Genomic DNA, 17,723 nt, shown 5'->3' on the forward strand with positions numbered 1-17,723 from the left:
GTTCGTTCGACATGCTGCATTTGTCCCGCCTCACTTCGCTGGCCCTGACCATCGCCCTGGTGATCGGCGCGCCTCTGGCTTTCGCCGCACCGACCGCACCGGCTGCACCCGCAGTGACCACCAAGGCGCCGTTGCCGCTGGACGAGCTGCGCACCTTTGCCGAGGTGATGGACCGGATCAAGGCAGCCTATGTCGACCCTGTAGACGACAAGACCCTGCTGGAGAATGCCATCAAGGGCATGCTCAGCAACCTTGACCCGCACTCCGCCTACCTCGGCCCGGAAGATTTCGCCGAGCTGCAGGAAAGCACCAGCGGTGAGTTCGGCGGCCTGGGCATTGAAGTCGGCTCCGAAGACGGCAACGTCAAGGTGGTCTCGCCCATCGATGACACCCCGGCGTCCAAGGCTGGCATCCAGGCCGGCGACTTTATCGTCAAGATCAACGGCCAGCCGACCCGTGGCCAGACCATGACCGAAGCCGTGGACAAGATGCGCGGCAAGATCGGCCAGAAAATCACCCTGACCCTGGTGCGCGATGGCGGCACGCCGTTCGACGTGACGCTGACCCGCGCGACCATTGTGGTCAAGAGCGTGAAGAGCCAGTTGCTGGAGTCGGGCTACGGCTACATCCGTATCACCCAGTTCCAGGTCAAGACCGGCGACGAAGTGGCCAAGGCCCTGGCCAAGCTGCGCAAGGACAACGGCAAGAAGCTCAACGGCATCGTGCTCGACCTGCGCAACAACCCGGGCGGCGTGTTGCAGGCGGCGGTGGAAGTGGTCGATCACTTCATCACCAAGGGCCTGATCGTGTACACCAAGGGCCGTATCGCCAACTCCGAGCTGCGCTTCTCGGCCACCGGCAACGACCTCAGCGAAAACGTGCCATTGGCCGTGCTGATCAACGGCGGCAGCGCCTCGGCGTCGGAAATCGTCGCCGGCGCCCTGCAAGACCAGAAGCGCGGCGTGCTGATGGGCACCACCAGCTTCGGCAAAGGCTCGGTGCAAACCGTGTTGCCGCTGAACAACGACCGTGCGTTGAAGATCACCACCGCGCTGTACTACACGCCGAACGGTCGCTCGATCCAGGCCCAGGGCATCGTGCCGGACATCGAAGTGCGCAAGGCCAAGATCACCAGCGAGGCCGACAGCGAATACTACAAAGAGGCAGACCTGCAAGGTCACCTGGGCAATGGCAACGGCGGTGCCGACCAGCCAACCGGCAGCGCCGCCAAAGCCAAGCCGATGCCGCAGGACGATGACTACCAGCTGGCCCAGGCGCTGAGCCTGCTCAAGGGCTTGAGCATCACCCGCAGCCGTTGATATGCGTTTTGCCCTGATCATCGCTGTGCTGTGCAGCCTGGCCGGAGTCGCTCACGCGGCCCCGGCCAGCGAAACGCATAAAGCCTACCTGACCCTCATCATCGACGACCTCGGGCAAAACCTGCCCCGGGATCGTCGCGTGCTGGCCCTGCCTGGGCCAGTGACCACGGCGATCATGCCCGACACGCCCCACGCCGCCGAATTCGCGCGCGAGGCGCACAAGGCCGGCAAGATCGTGATTCTGCACATGCCCATGGACCCGGCCACCGGCCCGTTCGCCTGGCACCCCGAGCTGCCCATCGAAGAACTCGGCAAGCGCCTGGACGCCGCTTTCAAGGCCGTGCCCTACACCGCCGGCATCAACAACCATATGGGCAGCCGCATGACCGCACAGCCTGGCGCCATGGCCTGGTTGATGGCCGAGTTGCAACGGCGCAATAAGTTCTTTGTCGACAGCCGTACCAGCGCGCAAACCGTGGCCGCCGCAGAGGCGCAGAAGATTGGCCTGGCGAGTGTCTCGCGGGATGTATTCCTTGATGATGAACGCACCGAGGCGGCGATCACCACGCAGTTGCAGACCGCAATCAGGCTCGCCCACAAGCAGGGTTCAGCCGTGATGATCGGCCATCCCTACCCCCAGACCCTGGCTGTGCTGGAGCGTGAACTGCCCAAGCTAAAAGCCCAGGGTGTGGACTGGATCGATATCAAGCTAATGATCAGCGTGCGCAGCAACCAGGCCATGGCCGGGCATGGCAAACACGGAACTTATCTGCCTGCGCCTAGATAACCACCACTCACGCCGCACGCCGTCCTGAATAGTGAACCTTTGGCTCACTCTTAGAGGACGCTTCATGAACATCACCCCCTTGGCTATCTCCTGGCTGCTGCTGAGCAGCCTGTCGAGCATACTCTGCGCCGCCCCCCACGATTTTGGTGAAGGCTTGGTCAATGCCAGCCCTGCGCGCCTGCTCACCAATGCGCGCCGCGAACACAGCCACTGGAACGGCGTTGGCCGTATCCGCAACGAAACCCAAGCGCTCTGCACCGCCAGCCTGCTGGACACCCGCAGCGAAAACGGCGAATCAGGCCCGGCCTACGTGGTGACCAGCAGCCATTGCCTGCATCGCCTGAACGGATCGGTACAACGTGACCTGCCGATCAAGGGCAGCATCAGTTTCAACTACTTCGACGACACGCTCGAAACGATCAAGATTTATCCACTCAAAACCCTCAAATGGGGCAGCAGCCAGGGCGTCGACCTGGCAATAATCGAACTGCAGACCTCGCTGAGCACCTTGATTGCAGCCGGTATCCAGCCGTTGAAACTGGCCGAAGAGGTACCGGCCGACGGCACCGACATCCTCGCCCTGATGGCACCCGCGTGGGATACCCTCCACCTCTCGGCCTGCGTCCAGCAGCGCTCCCGCGAATTGGTGGAACAACCGTTCGTGTGGCGCGTCACCATGAAGAACCAATGCCAGGGTGTAGGTCACGGCAGTTTTGGCGGCCCCTTGCTGGACCGTGCCAGCAACACTCTGTTTGGCATTCTCAGCACCAGCACCCGTGATCAGCCACAAGAACGTAAATGCCAACGTAATGCACCGTGCGAAATCAACGACGGCATGCCCACCTGGCATGCTGAAACCAATTACGGCAGCCCGGTTACCTTTTTGAATCACTGCTTCGTAAAGGGTCAATTACAGTCTGACGCTGACCAGTGCGACCTCTACCCGACCACCACCATCACGTTCACCAACCCGGAGCCGATCCAACAGTATTTCGTGCAGAGGCCAGGCTTTAAAAGTAAGGATATCGTGCCGCGGTGGAACCTGACCTTCACCACCAACACACCGTTTTACCGCTACAAAACCACGCGCCGCGCTGCCGACTGCGAAAGCCCGGCACTCTACAGCGCGCCCATCAGCGCTCAGAACGCGCACATCAACGACCCCATCGGCCCACAAACCGGCCTGCACATGTTGTGCATCGTCGGCCTCGACTCCTTCAATCAGCAAGGCTCCAACGGCATGATGAAAAATGCCCTGACACTTGCCGTAGAACTCGCCGAACCCGGGCCTGCGCGCACACCAGACCTCTCGATCAATCTGGATAAAGCCGGTTTGCTGGCCTACACCGTAGCCTGGAACCTCGCGCCCCCGTTCTTGAACCGCTACACGTATAAATACGGTCCTGCCTCAACCACCGACTGCCTGCGGCCCTCGGGCTATTTATCGATACCGCCCGCCCTCGACGACGAGGACGACAACAGCGACGTAATCGACTTGGTATACCCGCTGAACGATTCCGACTCCAAGGGTCTGGAAAAATACACGCAGTTGATCACCGCCCGGGAAACGCCTTACAAAATTTGCACCTATGCCTATGACCAGGCCGACCAACCTTCGACACTCCGGGTTGACCTGCTCAAGCCGCGCTAAGTCCAAGTTTGCGCAACGTCTAAATAGCTACCACTCTGCGCTCTGGGCTTGCTTGATAGTGAGGGCTTCAATAAACGGGAGCCCCTCCATGAGCACGTTGCAATTCAAAGACCTACTCATCAGCTTTACCAGCGAATATCTACCGCTGTGGAACGACCTGGGTTCAGGCGCACACAAAGCTGTCAGCCTATGGCGTCCCAGCACCACCGCCGATGCCTTGACTGGGTTTTTCCCCATGGGTGACATTGCCACTGACAGCTATCGAAATATCAATCAACGCAAGGTCGTCGCCGTGGTCAGTGACGCCAACGGTGCTGGCGGCACTGCGCTGCGTTCGCCGAACGATTATGAATTGGTGTGGAAGGATACGAACTCAGGCGCACGGAACGACTTCTCCCTCTGGCGACCGCTGGCGCCTGAGGGCTACGTCGCAATGGGCCTGGTGTGCGGCGTGGGCTATGAGAAACCTTCGCGCAATGCCCTGCGATGCGTGCGGGACGACTTGGTGGTGAGCGCGCAACCGGGGGCACTGATCTGGAATGACTACGGCAGTGGTGCTTCCATGGACTTCAGTGCCTGGTCAATTACAGTGCCCGACGCCCTACCCGGAGAAATCTACCTGGCGCCTGGGACCTTTGTCGGCAACGCTCGCTATGCCAAGCCAGATCTGCCGACCTATGCACTGCGCATGGCATTCACCGCGCAGCTGACGCCACCACCGCCCCCACCTACGCTTACCGGTTATGAACGTCCTACGGAGGAAGCAACCTCCCACGCCCCCCAGGTATGTGAACTCCCATGGTTCTGCGTGAAAGATCCGGAACTGAGCGCAACCGAACAGCTGCTGAACTCGCCAACCTATCGTCTGGAACGCACCGATCGCTACGTACTCACCGGTTTTGGCAATAACAGCAGTGACACCAACCGGCCCTCTATGTGGACGACGGTCAAGGGTGAAGTCGGCGATTACTCCTTTGCGCTGGCTGCGATATCCCGCGTCACGCTGTGGACCAGTTGGCCCGTAAGCACCCGCCTGTTCGAGCTGGGTTTCTCGGCAAATCTGGAACCTGCGTTCACTCACACCCAACGATCTTCCAAAGGCTGGTTACATTCGTCGCCCTTGGAAATCATCACTTACCTTCCGGCAAGAAAAGCCGTGGCTGCCTACGTTATTCAGAGTGAGTACCGCCTTCTGCGCCAGGACGGCAGCCAACTGGCAAGCAGTGTCAGTTACGTCAACGGCGATAAAATGTACATGAGCGAATTTCCCAGCGACAAAACAACTGCCAGCGAGCAACCGTTCGTTGAACCGACACCCGCGCAACCTCCGCTAGAGGTATCGAGCCATGAGCTCATCGACAAGACCCTCTTGCCTTAATTGATCGAGTGCCGCTTGCAGTTTGTCGACCACTTCATCCGGCACTTGCTTGTTGAGTGCCAGGTATAACTGAGCACTGTTGAAGCGCAACACCGTCTTGAGTTGGGTCACCCCGACCTGGCGGGCCAGATAACGGCCCGCCGGATCACCGGTGGCCCAAAGGTCTATCTGGCCATCCACCAGCTTTTGCGCATTGTCCTGGTCACGCAGGGCGACGATAGGGCTGAGCCCCTGCTTCTCGAGCGTTTGCGCGATGGCGTCGCCCTTGTAGGCACCAACTTTGTAGCGACGGGCATGCTCAAGGTCGGCCAACTGGATCTTGCTGTCGGCCTTGGCCAGCAGCACCCAATCGTCCGGGCCGATAGGACCGACCCATTTGAATAGCGCTTCACGATCCGGCAAGCGCGCCATCACAAATACGCCATAACCGGGCTTTTCCAGGGCGAGTTTGTAGATTCGCTCCCAAGGAAATCGCAGGGTGAGGTTGTAGGAAATGCCGGCTCGCTTGAAGGTCTCGCGCACGATGTCCACGGCGATGCCTTCGATGTTGTCTTCCTTGGCGAAGTTCTTGCCGTTTTTCGCCATGTTGTAGGGCGGGAAGTTTTCCGTCAGCAGCACCAGGGCGGTGCCGGATGACTCCTCGGCACGGGCCGAGCCCGTCAACAGGATGGACGTACTGGCGAGGGCGAGCAGCAGCTGTTTGAACATGAAGGGATACCGGAATCCATGGCAAGCGCAGAGAGTGCCGCGCACTTGCCATGGTGTCCAGCGGCGTTTAGCGAACGACGATACCGCGCGCCGCCATGTAGGCTTTTGCCTCAGGAACGGTGTATTCGCCAAAGTGGAAAATACTCGCCGCCAGCACCGCGCTGGCATGGCCTTCGATCACACCGTCGGCCAAATGCTGCAGGTTGCCGACGCCGCCGGAAGCGATCACCGGAATCCCCAACGCATCGCTGATGGCACGGGTTACGCCGAGGTCGAAGCCGTTTTTCATGCCGTCCTGGTCCATGCTGGTCAGCAGGATTTCACCGGCGCCCAGGCCTTCCATCTTCATCGCCCACTCCACCGCGTCGAGGCCGGTAGGCTTGCGACCGCCGTGGGTGAAGATCTCCCAGCGCGGGGTTTCGCCCGGGCCGGAGACTTTCTTGGCGTCGATGGCCACCACGATGCATTGCGAGCCGAAGTGCTGCGCGGCTTCGCCGACGAACTCCGGGTTGAACACGGCGGCGGTGTTGATGGAAACCTTGTCCGCGCCGGCATTGAGCAGGTTGCGGATGTCTTGCACGGTGCGCACGCCACCGCCCACGGTCAGCGGGATGAACACCTGGCTGGCCATGCGCTCGACGGTGTGCAACGTGGTGTCGCGGCCGTCGACGCTGGCGGTGATGTCGAGAAAGGTAATCTCGTCGGCACCTTGCTCATCGTAGCGACGGGCGATTTCCACCGGGTCACCGGCGTCGCGGATGTTCTCGAACTTGACGCCCTTGACCACGCGACCGTTGTCGACGTCCAGGCAAGGGATGATGCGTTTGGCCAGCGCCATGGTCAGTCCTCAGCCGTTGTAGGCATCGCAGTAAGCCTGGGCTTCGGCGACGTCCAGGGTGCCTTCGTAGATCGCGCGGCCGGTGATGGCGCCGATGATACCGGGGGCCTTGGCGTCCAGCAGCGACTTGATGTCGCCCAGGTTGTGGATACCGCCGGAAGCGATCACCGGGATCTTGGTCGCAGCGGCCAGCGCGGCGGTGAACGGCACGTTGCAGCCCTGCATCATGCCGTCTTTGGCGATGTCGGTATAAACGATGGCGGACACGCCGTCAGCTTCGAACTGCTTGGCCAGGTCGATGACCTGCACGGTGCTGATTTCAGCCCAGCCGTCGGTGGCGACGAAACCGTCTTTGGCGTCCAGGCCCACGATCACTTTGCCTGGGAACGCGCGGCAGGCTTCGGCAACGAAGGCCGGGTCTTTGACCGCCTTGGTGCCGATGATCACGTAGCTTACGCCGGCCTTGACGTAGTGCTCGATAGTTTCCAGGGAGCGGATACCGCCACCGATCTGGATCGGCAGGTGCGGGTAGCGCTTGGCGATGGCGGTGACCACTTCACCGTTGACCGGCTGGCCTTCGAAGGCGCCATTCAAGTCCACCAGATGCAGGCGACGGCAGCCCCCTTCCACCCATTTGGCAGCCATGCTCACCGGGTCATCGGAGAACACGGTGGAGTCTTCCATGCGGCCTTGACGCAGACGTACGCAGGCGCCGTCCTTGAGATCGATAGCGGGGATAATCAGCATCTGGCAAACCTTATTCGATATTCAGCAATGCTTGGGAAATCAGGGTTTCTCAAGCGACCACAGGTCGCTTTCGATGCTTTCGAACCGCTCTTTGAGCAGCGTCTGCGCATCGAAAATCGCCCGGTTGTAATAGTGCGGCGCCACTTCAGCGGTGAACAGTTCGAGGATCTCGGCGACCTCGAACGAACCCAGCTTCAGCTCGAAGCGATCTTCCATGAACCGCTTGATCTTGAGGGTAGCCTCACTCTCCTGTTCAGGCGTGAGGTTCAAGAGCGGTAACTTCGGCTTCTTGGCCATTTACCAGCGCCCGTTCCAGGCGGCGAAGTTCTGCAGCAATTGCAGGCCATGGGTATGGCTCTTCTCCGGATGGAACTGCACGGCAAAGCGCGAGCCTTCGGCCAGCGCGGCGGCGAAATCGACACCGTAGTGCCCGCCGCCCACCACCTGGGCCGGGTTGCCGGCGGCGATGTAATAGCTGTGCACGAAGTAGAAGCGCGCCAGGTCCGGGATGTCATGCCACAGCGGGTGATCCACCGTCTGGCTGACTTCGTTCCAGCCCATGTGCGGGACTTTCAGGTGGGCGCCGTCTTCGTGCAAGTCCTTGCCGAAGAACTTCACCTGGCCAGGAAACAGGCCGATGCAGTCCACGCCGTCGTTCTCTTCACTGCGGTCAAGCAAGGCTTGCATGCCCACGCAGATACCGAGGAACGGACGGTCCTGGCTGACTTCGCGCACCAGGCTGTCAAAGCCCAGGCGGCGGATCTCGGCCATGCAATCGCGAATCGCGCCAACGCCGGGGAATACCACCCGGTCGGCTTCGCGAATCACGTTGGCATCGCTGGTGATCAGCACCTTGCCGGCACCTACGTGTTCGAGGGCCTTGGCCACCGAATGCAGGTTACCCATGCCGTAATCGATAACGGCGACCGTCTGCATTACAGGACGCCCTTGGTCGAGGGCATTTGCCCGGCCATGCGGTCATCCAGCTCCACGGCCATGCGCAAGGCGCGGCCGAAAGCCTTGAACACGGTTTCGATCTGGTGGTGGGTGTTGGTGCCACGCAGGTTGTCGATGTGCAGGCTGACCAGGGCGTGGTTGACGAAACCCTGGAAAAATTCCTGGAACAGGTCGACGTCAAAGCCACCCACGGTGGCGCGGGTGTACGGCACGTGCATCTGCAGGCCTGGGCGGCCGGAGAAGTCGATGACCACACGCGACAGCGCTTCGTCCAGCGGGACATAGGCGTGGCCGTAGCGACGGATGCCTTTTTTGTCGCCGATGGCCTTGGCAAACGCCTGGCCGAGGGTGATACCGACATCCTCCACGGTGTGGTGGTCGTCGATATGCAGGTCGCCTTTGCTGACGATATCCAGGTCGATCAGCCCGTGACGGGCGATCTGGTCCAGCATGTGCTCAAGAAAAGGTACACCGATATCAAATCGGGCCTTTCCGGTGCCATCCAGGTTGATCGAGGCTTTGATCTGGGTTTCCAGAGTGTCGCGCTCGACGGACGCCTTACGTTCGGCCATCACCAGCTCCGCAAAATCATTGGGCGAAAAAGGCAGCCATTATAGGGGCGCGGGCGCTAAACAGAAACATCGGAGGGGATAAGACTGATGGAGTGTCGGGGATAGACATGTGCATACAAGCAGGTGCTCCAGGATGGTGCACCTGCCTGTATTCAACTTAGTGGAACAGTACCGCCGTCTTCTGCAGGGTCACCCACACACCCCACGCCAACGGAATACCTACCACCAACCAGGCGGCAATCGCCAATGGCACAGTACCTGGCGCGGCTTTCCACTCCAGGGAAGTGCTGGCGTCGGCGCCTTTGTCATGGCCCAGTGCCTGTTCGGCGGCCAGTTCGGCGTCGGTCATGAAGTACTTGTCGGCCACCGGACGCACCAGCAGGTTGCAGATGAAGCCCAGCACCAGCAGGCCGGCGAGGATGTACAAGGTGATGTCGTAAGCCGCAGCGCGTTCAACGCCGATGCTCAGCTGATACTCACGCAGGTAGTTCACCAACACCGGGCCCAATACACCCGCCGCTGCCCAGGCGGTCAGCAGGCGACCGTGGATCGCACCGACCATCTGCGTACCGAACAGGTCGGCCAGGTACGCCGGAACCGTGGCAAAACCACCGCCGTACATCGACAGGATGATGCAGAACGCCGCCACGAACAGCGACACGTTGCCCAGGTGGCCGAGGTTCGGGATCAACGCGTACAGGGCAAAACCCAGGGCGAAGAACACGAAGTAGGTGTTTTTACGGCCAAGGTAGTCCGAGAACGACGCCCAGAAGAATCGGCCGCCGATGTTGAACAGGCTCAACAGGCCGGTAAAGCCTGCGGCGATAGCTGCGATAGAGGCCAGTTGACCGGCATCCAGTTGGCCAAACGGCACATCCACGCCCAGCAGCTTGCCGCCGAACACTTCCTGCAGCAGTGGCGAGGCCATGCCGAGGATGCCGATACCGGCGGACACGTTCAGGCACAGCACCAGCCACACCAGACGGAATTGCGGAGTTTTCCACGCCACATTCACGTGTACGTGACGGTGAGTGATCATCGCGTTGCTGGCTTTTTTTGCCGGCGCGGTCCAGCCCTCAGGCTTCCAGCCGGTCGGCGGAACGCGATAGGACAAGGCGCCACCGATCATGAACACGAAGTAAATCGCAGCCATCACCAGGAAGCTCTGCCATACGCCCACGCTGTCCGGCGTGGCGAAGTGGCCCATCAATGCCGCTGCCAGCGGGGCGCCAACCATCGCGCCGCCGCCGAAGCCCATGATCGCCATGCCGGTGGCCATGCCGCGCTTGTCCGGGAACCACTTGATCAGGGTCGAGACGGGCGAGATGTAACCCAGGCCCAGGCCGATACCGCCAATGACCCCGGAGCCGATCCACATCAGCCAGATCTGGTGGGTGTAGATACCCAATGCCGAGATCAACAGGCCGCCACACCAGCACAGCGCCGATACAACGCCAGCCTTGCGTGGCCCGGCATGTTCCAGCCAGCCGCCCCAGATCGCTGCCGAGCAGCCCAGGAAGATGAAGAACAAGGTGTAGATCCAGCCCAGCATGGAGATGGGCCAGTCACATTGGGACGAGAAGATTTGCGCGATAAAACTCATGTCTGGCGCGCAGGCGAGCGGCTTGGTGACGCCCAGCGCTTTCGACAACGGCAGCCAGAACACCGAGAAACCGTAGGCCATGCCGATGCACAGGTGGATGGCCAAGGCGGCCGGCGGAACCAGCCAGCGGTTGAAGCCGGGCTTGGCGATGATGCGCTCCTTGGACAGGAACGCAGGCTGTGCGGCAGTTGAAGCTGCCGCAGTGCTAGTGCTCATTGGTGTTTCCCCCAGTTATTAGTATGCGTCCGTCAGGCGCTCTCTCCCTCGGCCTTGCACGCAAAGCGTTGGCCGTTGTTGTTGAGTGAAGCTCCATTAATGCGCGACGCTATGTCGCAGAAGGCAGACGAACCGGCGAAGATTAGCACCTGTGGATGACAGAAAAACCAAACTGACATCACCTTTTTCGGGATATCTGTTTTGTTTGACGCCAAAATCCCGTTTTGCTAGGCCTGGATACAATGTAACGATGAGGGAACTGACGTACGGTTACGGGCGTTATACTCTGCGGCTAAATTTTGAAATCGACATACAAGGACTCGCCCATGAAAGCGTTCGGCAAAATCCTGGGTCTGGTACTTCTCGGGCTGTTGCTGATCATTGTGGCGCTGGGCTTTGCCCTGACCCACCTCTTCGATCCCAACGACTATAAAGACGAGATTCGCCAGATTGCCCGCGACAAGGCCCACATCGAGCTGACGCTCAATGGCGACATCGGCTGGAGCCTGTTCCCCTGGCTCGGCCTTGAGTTGCACGAAGCCAGCGTGGCCACCCTGACCGCTCCGACGCAACCGTTCGCCGACCTGCAGATGCTCGGCCTGTCGGTACGCGTGCTGCCGCTGCTGCGCCGCGAAGTGCAGATGAGCGACGTGCGCGTCGAAGGCCTGAACCTGCGCCTCAACCGCGACAAGCAGGGCCATGGCAACTGGGAAGATATCGGCAAGAACGCGCCTGTCGCGTCCACCGAAACAACCGCGCCAGCCGCCACGCCGGCCGAGCCCGCTGCCGAGCCCAAGCCGGAGAAGCCGCCACAGCCAATCCGCCTGGATATCGACAGCCTGACCATCAACAACGCCCGCGTCGAATACAACGACGAGCAGACCGGCAAGCAATTCAGCGCCGAAAGCATCCAGCTGAGTTCCGGCGCGATCCACGACGGCGCGAGCATCCCCGTGAAGCTCACCGCATTCTTCGGCAGCAACCAGCCGGTGATGCGCGTCAAGACCGAGCTCAACGGCAACCTGCGCATCCAGCGGGCGCTCAAGCGCTACCAGTTCGAAGACATGCGCCTGAGCGGCGAAGCTACCGGCGAGCCGCTGCAAGGCAAGACCGTGACCTTCTCCACACAGGGGCAGGTGTTGGTGGATTTGGCGGCGAACGTCGCCGAATGGACCAACCTGAAGCTATCGGCCAACCAATTGCGCGCCTTGGGCGAGCTGAAGGTCAACGACCTCGACAAGACCCCACAACTGAGCGGCGCCCTGTCCATCGCCCAGTTTGACCTGGCCAAGTTCCTCGACAGCGTAGGCCAGCCGTTGCCGCCGATGGCCGAGGGCAGCCTGAGCAAGGTCGAGCTGGTCAGCCGCCTCAGCGGCACGCCCAGCCGCGCAGCCCTGGACGACCTGAACCTGAAGGTCGACGGCAGCACCTTCACCGGCCGCATCGCCGTGGATGACTTCGCCAAGCAATCCCTGCGCGTGCAACTCAAGGGTGACACCTTCAACGCCGACAACTACTTGCCGGCCAAGTCCGAAGCCGCCAAAGGCGCATCCGCCGCACGCCAGGCCGAAGTGCAGAACAGCGAAGCCGGGGCCATGGCCGCCGGTGGCACCACGCCGCTGCCGGACGCACCCACCAAGGCCGCCTGGAGCACTGACAAGCTGCTGCCACTGACACGCCTGCGCACATTGGACGTGGATGCCGACCTGGCATTCGGGCAACTGACCCTGAGCAAGCTGCCGATCCAGAACGCCGTGCTCAAAGCCACCGGCATCGACGGCCAACTCAAGCTCAACACCTTGAGCGGCGGCCTCTACAACGGCACCTTCCAGGCCAACGGCAGCCTCGACGTACGCCAGGATATCCCGCTGCTGGCGCTGCAAAGCCAGATCAAGCAAGTGCCGGTCGAACGCATCCTGCAAGCCCAGGGGCAAACACCACCGGTGAAGGGCCAGATCACCCTCGACAGCAACCTCAGCGGCCGCGGCAACAGCCAGAAAGCCCTGATCGACAGCCTCAACGGCACCGCCAGCTTTGTGATCAACAACGGCATGCTGCTCAACGCCAACCTTGAGCAACAGCTGTGCACCGGCATCGCCCTGCTCAACCGCAAGACCCTGAGCAGCACGCCACAAGGCAAGGACACGCCGTTCCAGGAACTGCGCGGCAACCTGACCTTCCGCAACGGCGTCGCCAGCAACCCGGACCTGAAAGTGCGCATCCCCGGCCTGACGGTCAACGGCAACGGTGACATCGACCTGCGCGTGCTGGGCATGGACTACCGCGTGGGCATCCTCGTCGAAGGCGACCAACGCGCAGTGCCAGACCCGGCCTGCCAGGTGGGCAGCAACTTCCAGGGCATCGAAGTACCGCTGCGCTGCCGCGGCCCGCTGGAACTGGGCGCCAAGGCCTGCCGCCTGGACAAGGACGGCCTCGGCCAGGTCGCTATCAAAGCGGCTGGCAACAAGCTCAGCGACAAACTTGAAGAGAAGCTCGACAAGGTCAACCCGCAGCTCAAAGACGCGCTCAAAGGCCTGTTCAAACGATGAGAAGCGAGCAGTTTTCAACGGCGGTACTGGACTGGTACGACCGCCACGGTCGCCATGACCTGCCCTGGCAACAGGGCATCACGCCGTACCGGGTGTGGGTCTCGGAGATCATGCTGCAACAGACCCAGGTGAGCACCGTGCTCAACTACTTCGACCGTTTCATGGCCTCGCTGCCGACGGTCGAAGCCCTGGCCGCGGCACCGGAAGACGAAGTGCTGCACTTGTGGACCGGCCTGGGTTACTACACCCGCGCACGCAACCTGCAAAAGACCGCGAAGATTGTCGTGGCCGACTATGCCGGCGAGTTTCCCCGGGACGTGGAAAAACTCACCGAGCTGCCAGGCATCGGCCTGTCCACCGCTGGCGCGATTGCGAGCCTGAGCATGGGCCTGCGTGCGCCGATCCTCGACGGCAACGTCAAACGCGTGCTGGCGCGCTTTACCGCGCAAGAGGGCTACCCGGGCGAGCCCAAGGTGGCCAAGCAGCTATGGGCCACCGCAGAGCGCTTCACGCCCCATGATCGGGTCAACGCCTACACCCAGGCGATGATGGACATGGGCGCCACCCTCTGCACCCGCAGCAAACCCAGCTGCCTGCTCTGCCCACTGGAAAAAGGCTGCGAAGCCCACATGCTCGGCCTGGAGACGCGTTACCCGATCCCCAAGCCGCGCAAAACCATCCCGCAGAAGCGCACGCTGATGCCGATGCTGGCGAACGCCGAGGGCGCAATCCTGCTTTATCGCCGCCCATCGACCGGACTATGGGGTGGACTGTGGAGCTTGCCGGAGCTGGACGACCTGCAAGACCTCGAACACCTCGCCCACCAGCATGCGCTGGAACTGGGCAAGCAACAGGCACTGCCGGGGCTGGTCCACACCTTCAGCCACTTCCAGTTGGCCATCGAGCCCTGGCTGGTGCAGGTCGAGGAATCCGCCCATCACGTGGCCGAGGCCGACTGGCTCTGGTATAACCTCGCCACCCCGCCGCGCCTGGGCCTTGCCGCCCCGGTCAAGAAACTGCTGAAGCGCGCGGCCGACGTTTTGAATGCAGGAGTGTCGTCATGACCCGCACCGTAATGTGCCGCAAGTACAAAGAAGAACTGCCAGGCCTGGAACGCCCTCCGTATCCGGGCGCCAAGGGCCAGGACATTTTCGAGCACGTCTCTGCCAACGCCTGGGGCGACTGGCTGAAACACCAGACCCTGCTGATCAACGAAAAACGCCTGAACATGATGAACGCCGAAGACCGCAAATACCTGGCGGGCGAAATGGACAAGTTCTTTTCCGGCGAGGATTACGCCAAGGCCGACGGCTACGTGCCGCCTGCTCAATAATTGATCAAAAACCGGGGTCGGCACGTAAGCGACGGTAATAATTAAATATTTTTTGAAAACTTGCTTGACGACCCCCTGAAAAACCCGTTTAATGCGCCCCGTTGCCCAGATAGCTCAGTCGGTAGAGCAGGGGATTGAAAATCCCCGTGTCGGCGGTTCGATTCCGTCTCTGGGCACCACTAATTAGTTTTAGGTGGTGCGAACATCATCTGAAACACACAAGAAACCCGCCTAGTGCGGGTTTTTTGTTGTCTGGGTTTTTGTGCAGAAATTTCACTTATCCGAATGGCGATTTAGAGATAGTGAATTTATCTGCCGTGGCCTCGAAGCTGATTCCACAAGGGCTACGCCACTCACTTTTTGAGATAACACTTCGCCCAGCTGGAGAAATCCTCCAGCATCGTCACTTAAGCAAAAACACCATCAACGCATTGTCATTCAACCGCCCACTGAACACCGGCGCCTGATGCTCCAGCGGCATCCCCGCCAGCAACGCCGTTTCCTTGCGCGCCACGATCACCCATGAAGGCCGTGGCAACGCGCCCAGCCGCTCGACCTCGCCAGCACCGACAAACAGCGGCTGCTCATCGTGGTCCAGGTTCATCATGTAGCGCACCGCCCAGGTGTCACGACCCAGATTGAGAAACACCAGTGGCCCCGGCTGCGTGACGCGCAGCGCCTCCACCAGGCCAACGAAGGTGCGGGTGTCAAATTGCAGGTCCTTGGCGCGATCCACTACAGTCACCAGCACCAGCCATTGCGCGACCAAGGCGATTGCACTGAGCCACACCAGTCGACGCCAGGCGATTACTGCCGCCACTTGCAGGATCAACAACGCGCCAATCAACAGCGGCAACGAAACGTTCGGCCAGTAACCGTGCTTCTGCCACCCATGCCGACAGACAAAGACTACAACCACGCACAACGCCGGTAGCGCCGCGACAAGCCCTTCGTAGCACCTGCGCACGCCAACGAGCCAACCTTGCGCCTGAAGCAGCCCGTAGGCGGCGACAGCGGCAAACAGCGGCACCATGGGCAAGATGTAATAAGCACGCTTGAAGTGCGGCACCGACAGCCCGAGCAAAATCATCAGGCCGCAAGCACCGAGCCGCACCACCAACTGCACATCGTCATTCACAAAGCGCTCGGCCCAGCGATGGCGCAGCGCAATCAACGTCGCCAGCGCCAGCGGCACTACAGGAAAGTAGCGGTACACACTCAACTGGAAGTAGAAGTAGAACGGCTCACCACTTTCATCGAGGCGCCCGCCGACCTGCATCTTGAACACTTCGTCGGCAAAGGCATCGCCACCGCTGATCCGCGCCAGCTTCACCAGCAGCCACCAGCACGCCGCCAACAGCAGCAGGCCTACCGCGCCGTGGATCAGCACCTGCCTGACCCGCTGCCCGGGGCGGCTCAACGCCCAGTACACGCACACCACGCCACAAACTTCGATCAACCCCAGCGGCCCGCGAATGGCAAAGCCGAGAATGAACAAGGGGAACACTGCCAGTTGGCGCCACCGCGATCCCAGGCGCTCGCCCGTGTGCAGCAGGTAGAAACTACCGACACACAACAGCGACACCATCTGATCCAGGCACACCGAGCGCGACTTATCGAGCAACTGCGCAGTGAGCAGCGTCAGCAGCACCGTCAGCAGCGCCCATTGGCGACTCGACGGGACCAGCAGGCGATAGATCAAGGCAACCACCCCGGCGGATGCCAGGGCTGTGGGCAGGATATTCGCCAGGTGATTGGGCGCACCGAACAGCCGGGCAAATACAAAACTGAAGAAGGTCGCGGTGCCGGGATAGTCCGCGTAAGGCTGGCCATAGGTCGTCGGGAAAAAACTCACACCGTGGCGAAACATTTCCTGCAGGAACAGCGCCCAGCGTCCGTCAAAGCCCTGGGGCTGCTGGTCCCAGATGCCCAAGGTAAACAGCAATAAGGCCAGCAGGAAAATGCCCAGGGACTCCAGGCGAAAACGGTTGCGGTGATCCATCGGTAGACCTGTCAGGTGAAGGGCGCCGACCTATGGTGCCGACCACCCTGCTGAATCGCGCCTGAACAGACCCACACTTACCGCCGCGCGGGCCACACCAACGCCGGGATCAGGCGGATGTAGATCAACTCACCCACCAACTCGATCAAGGTTTGCAGGATCACCACCGTCGCCGCCAACCCGCGCACATCCTCGGGCAGGGCCAGCGCCAAGGGCAGTACCACCAACGAGTTGCGCGTCGATGCGCTGAACGTCACCGCGCGCGCCGTCGCCGCAGGCAGCGCGAACAGGCGTGCAGCCAACATCCCCACCAACGGCGCCAGCAGCAGGAACCCCACGTAGACCGGAACCACCGGCATCAACACACTGAAATCACGCACCACTGAGGTGATCTGCGACGCAATCACCACAAACAGCACCAACGCCATCGCCGGCACCGGCAGCCAGGCCCAGGCGTTGTTCCACGCATTGACGACCGAGGATCTCCGTGCCAGGGATGTGGTCAGCACTGCCAGGATCATCGGCAGCACAATCAACAACAGGAACGCCTCGACAAACGGCCCCGCCTCGACCACCACCCCAGACTGCGCCCCCAGCATCAACCCCAGATACACCGGCAACAGCGCCAACTGCAGCAGCAACAACACCGGCGTCGCCGCCAGCATCAACCGCGAATCGCCCTTGCCGATATGAGTAAACACCACCACATAGTCGATACAAGGCGTGAGCAACACCAGCAACGCGCCCACCAGCAATGCCGGGCGTTCTACCAGGCCACGGGTCAATGCCCATACCAGCAACGGCACCAGGATGAAGTTGGCCAGCAGCAAGGCTGACAGGAAACGCTTGTTGCCCAAGCCTTGGCGCAGGTCCAGAAACGGGATTTGCAGGAACATCGCATACATCAGCACGGCGATGGCGGGCGTGACCAGCATGCCCAGACCGCTGGCTGATGAGGGCACGAGCAAGCCGAAGGCCGCGGCTAGGAGGACAGCGACGAAGTAGAGGGGGATCTGATGGTGTTCGAGGGTGTCGCGGGTCATTACGGCGCTCTAGCTGATCG

At 61.2% G+C, this 17,723-nt stretch carries 16 protein-coding genes and 1 tRNA gene; 8 read left to right on the forward strand and 9 right to left on the reverse strand.

Features of this window, described 5'->3' with window-relative positions; translation table 11 throughout:
* The first annotated feature begins 11 nt into the window (after positions 1-11).
* From ACZRMO_RS12640 to ACZRMO_RS12655, 4 genes are all read left to right on the forward strand, one after another.
* Entirely contained in the window at positions 12-1,319 is a 1,308-nt protein-coding gene (locus tag ACZRMO_RS12640; RefSeq protein ID WP_463973065.1) for a S41 family peptidase, read from the forward strand.
* A 1-nt stretch (position 1,320) separates the two neighbouring features.
* On the forward strand, positions 1,321-2,106 hold the full coding sequence (locus tag ACZRMO_RS12645; RefSeq protein WP_463973066.1) for a divergent polysaccharide deacetylase family protein: 786 nt from the start codon (positions 1,321-1,323) through the stop codon (positions 2,104-2,106).
* Between the two features lie 64 nt (positions 2,107-2,170).
* Positions 2,171-3,757: a serine protease gene (locus tag ACZRMO_RS12650; protein WP_463973067.1), complete on the forward strand. Its 1,587-nt coding sequence runs from the start codon at positions 2,171-2,173 to the stop codon at positions 3,755-3,757.
* A gap of 88 nt (positions 3,758-3,845) precedes the next feature.
* On the forward strand, positions 3,846-5,135 hold the full coding sequence (locus ACZRMO_RS12655) for a Vps62-related protein (protein ID WP_463973068.1): 1,290 nt from the start codon (positions 3,846-3,848) through the stop codon (positions 5,133-5,135).
* Here ACZRMO_RS12655 and ACZRMO_RS12660 read toward each other — a convergent pair.
* From ACZRMO_RS12660 to ACZRMO_RS12690, 7 genes are all read right to left on the reverse strand, one after another.
* A complete protein-coding gene (locus tag ACZRMO_RS12660; RefSeq protein ID WP_463973069.1) occupies positions 5,088-5,843 on the reverse strand; it encodes a substrate-binding periplasmic protein in 756 nt (251 codons plus the stop codon). The genes ACZRMO_RS12655 and ACZRMO_RS12660 overlap by 48 nt on opposite strands.
* Before the next feature lie 67 nt (positions 5,844-5,910).
* Positions 5,911-6,681 (reverse strand): imidazole glycerol phosphate synthase subunit HisF, encoded by a 771-nt coding sequence (gene hisF / locus ACZRMO_RS12665; RefSeq protein ID WP_003171107.1) that lies wholly within the window; start codon positions 6,679-6,681, stop codon positions 5,911-5,913.
* A gap of 9 nt (positions 6,682-6,690) precedes the next feature.
* Positions 6,691-7,428 carry a 1-(5-phosphoribosyl)-5-[(5-phosphoribosylamino)methylideneamino]imidazole-4-carboxamide isomerase gene (hisA, locus tag ACZRMO_RS12670; protein ID WP_078740239.1) on the reverse strand — a complete coding sequence of 246 codons (738 nt, stop codon included), beginning with the start codon at positions 7,426-7,428 and terminating at the stop codon, positions 6,691-6,693.
* Between the two features lie 39 nt (positions 7,429-7,467).
* Positions 7,468-7,725, reverse strand: coding sequence for a DUF2164 domain-containing protein (locus tag ACZRMO_RS12675; protein ID WP_124525394.1), 258 nt, complete (start codon positions 7,723-7,725; stop codon positions 7,468-7,470).
* Positions 7,726-8,364: an imidazole glycerol phosphate synthase subunit HisH gene (hisH, locus tag ACZRMO_RS12680; RefSeq protein WP_124525393.1), complete on the reverse strand. Its 639-nt coding sequence runs from the start codon at positions 8,362-8,364 to the stop codon at positions 7,726-7,728. It abuts the gene before it with no gap.
* Complete coding sequence (hisB, locus tag ACZRMO_RS12685; RefSeq protein WP_003218037.1) at positions 8,364-8,957, reverse strand: imidazoleglycerol-phosphate dehydratase HisB; 594 nt, start codon at positions 8,955-8,957, stop codon at positions 8,364-8,366. Before hisB ends, hisH begins: the two co-directional genes overlap by 1 nt.
* A 157-nt stretch (positions 8,958-9,114) precedes the next feature.
* Positions 9,115-10,776, reverse strand: coding sequence for an OFA family MFS transporter (locus ACZRMO_RS12690; RefSeq protein ID WP_017738353.1), 1,662 nt, complete (start codon positions 10,774-10,776; stop codon positions 9,115-9,117).
* Positions 10,777-11,102: 326 nt separating this feature from the next.
* Here ACZRMO_RS12690 and ACZRMO_RS12695 point away from each other — a divergent pair, with 326 nt between their 5' ends.
* From ACZRMO_RS12695 to ACZRMO_RS12710, 4 genes are all read left to right on the forward strand, one after another.
* Positions 11,103-13,325 carry an AsmA family protein gene (locus ACZRMO_RS12695; protein ID WP_463973070.1) on the forward strand — a complete coding sequence of 741 codons (2,223 nt, stop codon included), beginning with the start codon at positions 11,103-11,105 and terminating at the stop codon, positions 13,323-13,325.
* Positions 13,322-14,389, forward strand: a complete 1,068-nt coding sequence (mutY, locus tag ACZRMO_RS12700) for an A/G-specific adenine glycosylase (protein ID WP_463973071.1) — start codon at positions 13,322-13,324, stop codon at positions 14,387-14,389. The genes ACZRMO_RS12695 and mutY overlap by 4 nt, the downstream gene beginning before the upstream one ends.
* Entirely contained in the window at positions 14,386-14,658 is a 273-nt protein-coding gene (locus tag ACZRMO_RS12705) for an oxidative damage protection protein (RefSeq protein ID WP_017738350.1), read from the forward strand. The genes mutY and ACZRMO_RS12705 overlap by 4 nt, the downstream gene beginning before the upstream one ends.
* A gap of 103 nt (positions 14,659-14,761) precedes the next feature.
* Positions 14,762-14,837, forward strand: a tRNA-Phe gene (locus ACZRMO_RS12710).
* Between the two features lie 224 nt (positions 14,838-15,061).
* On the opposite strand, the gene ACZRMO_RS12715 is transcribed toward ACZRMO_RS12710, so the two are convergent.
* Together ACZRMO_RS12715 and ACZRMO_RS12720 are read right to left on the reverse strand one after the other, a co-directional pair.
* Complete coding sequence (locus ACZRMO_RS12715) at positions 15,062-16,660, reverse strand: hypothetical protein (RefSeq protein WP_463973072.1); 1,599 nt, start codon at positions 16,658-16,660, stop codon at positions 15,062-15,064.
* A 77-nt stretch (positions 16,661-16,737) separates the two neighbouring features.
* Positions 16,738-17,703, reverse strand: coding sequence for an arsenic resistance protein (locus tag ACZRMO_RS12720; protein ID WP_463973073.1), 966 nt, complete (start codon positions 17,701-17,703; stop codon positions 16,738-16,740).
* Positions 17,704-17,723 lie beyond the last annotated feature (20 nt).

It is taken from the genome of Pseudomonas sp. B611 (assembly GCF_055407965.1).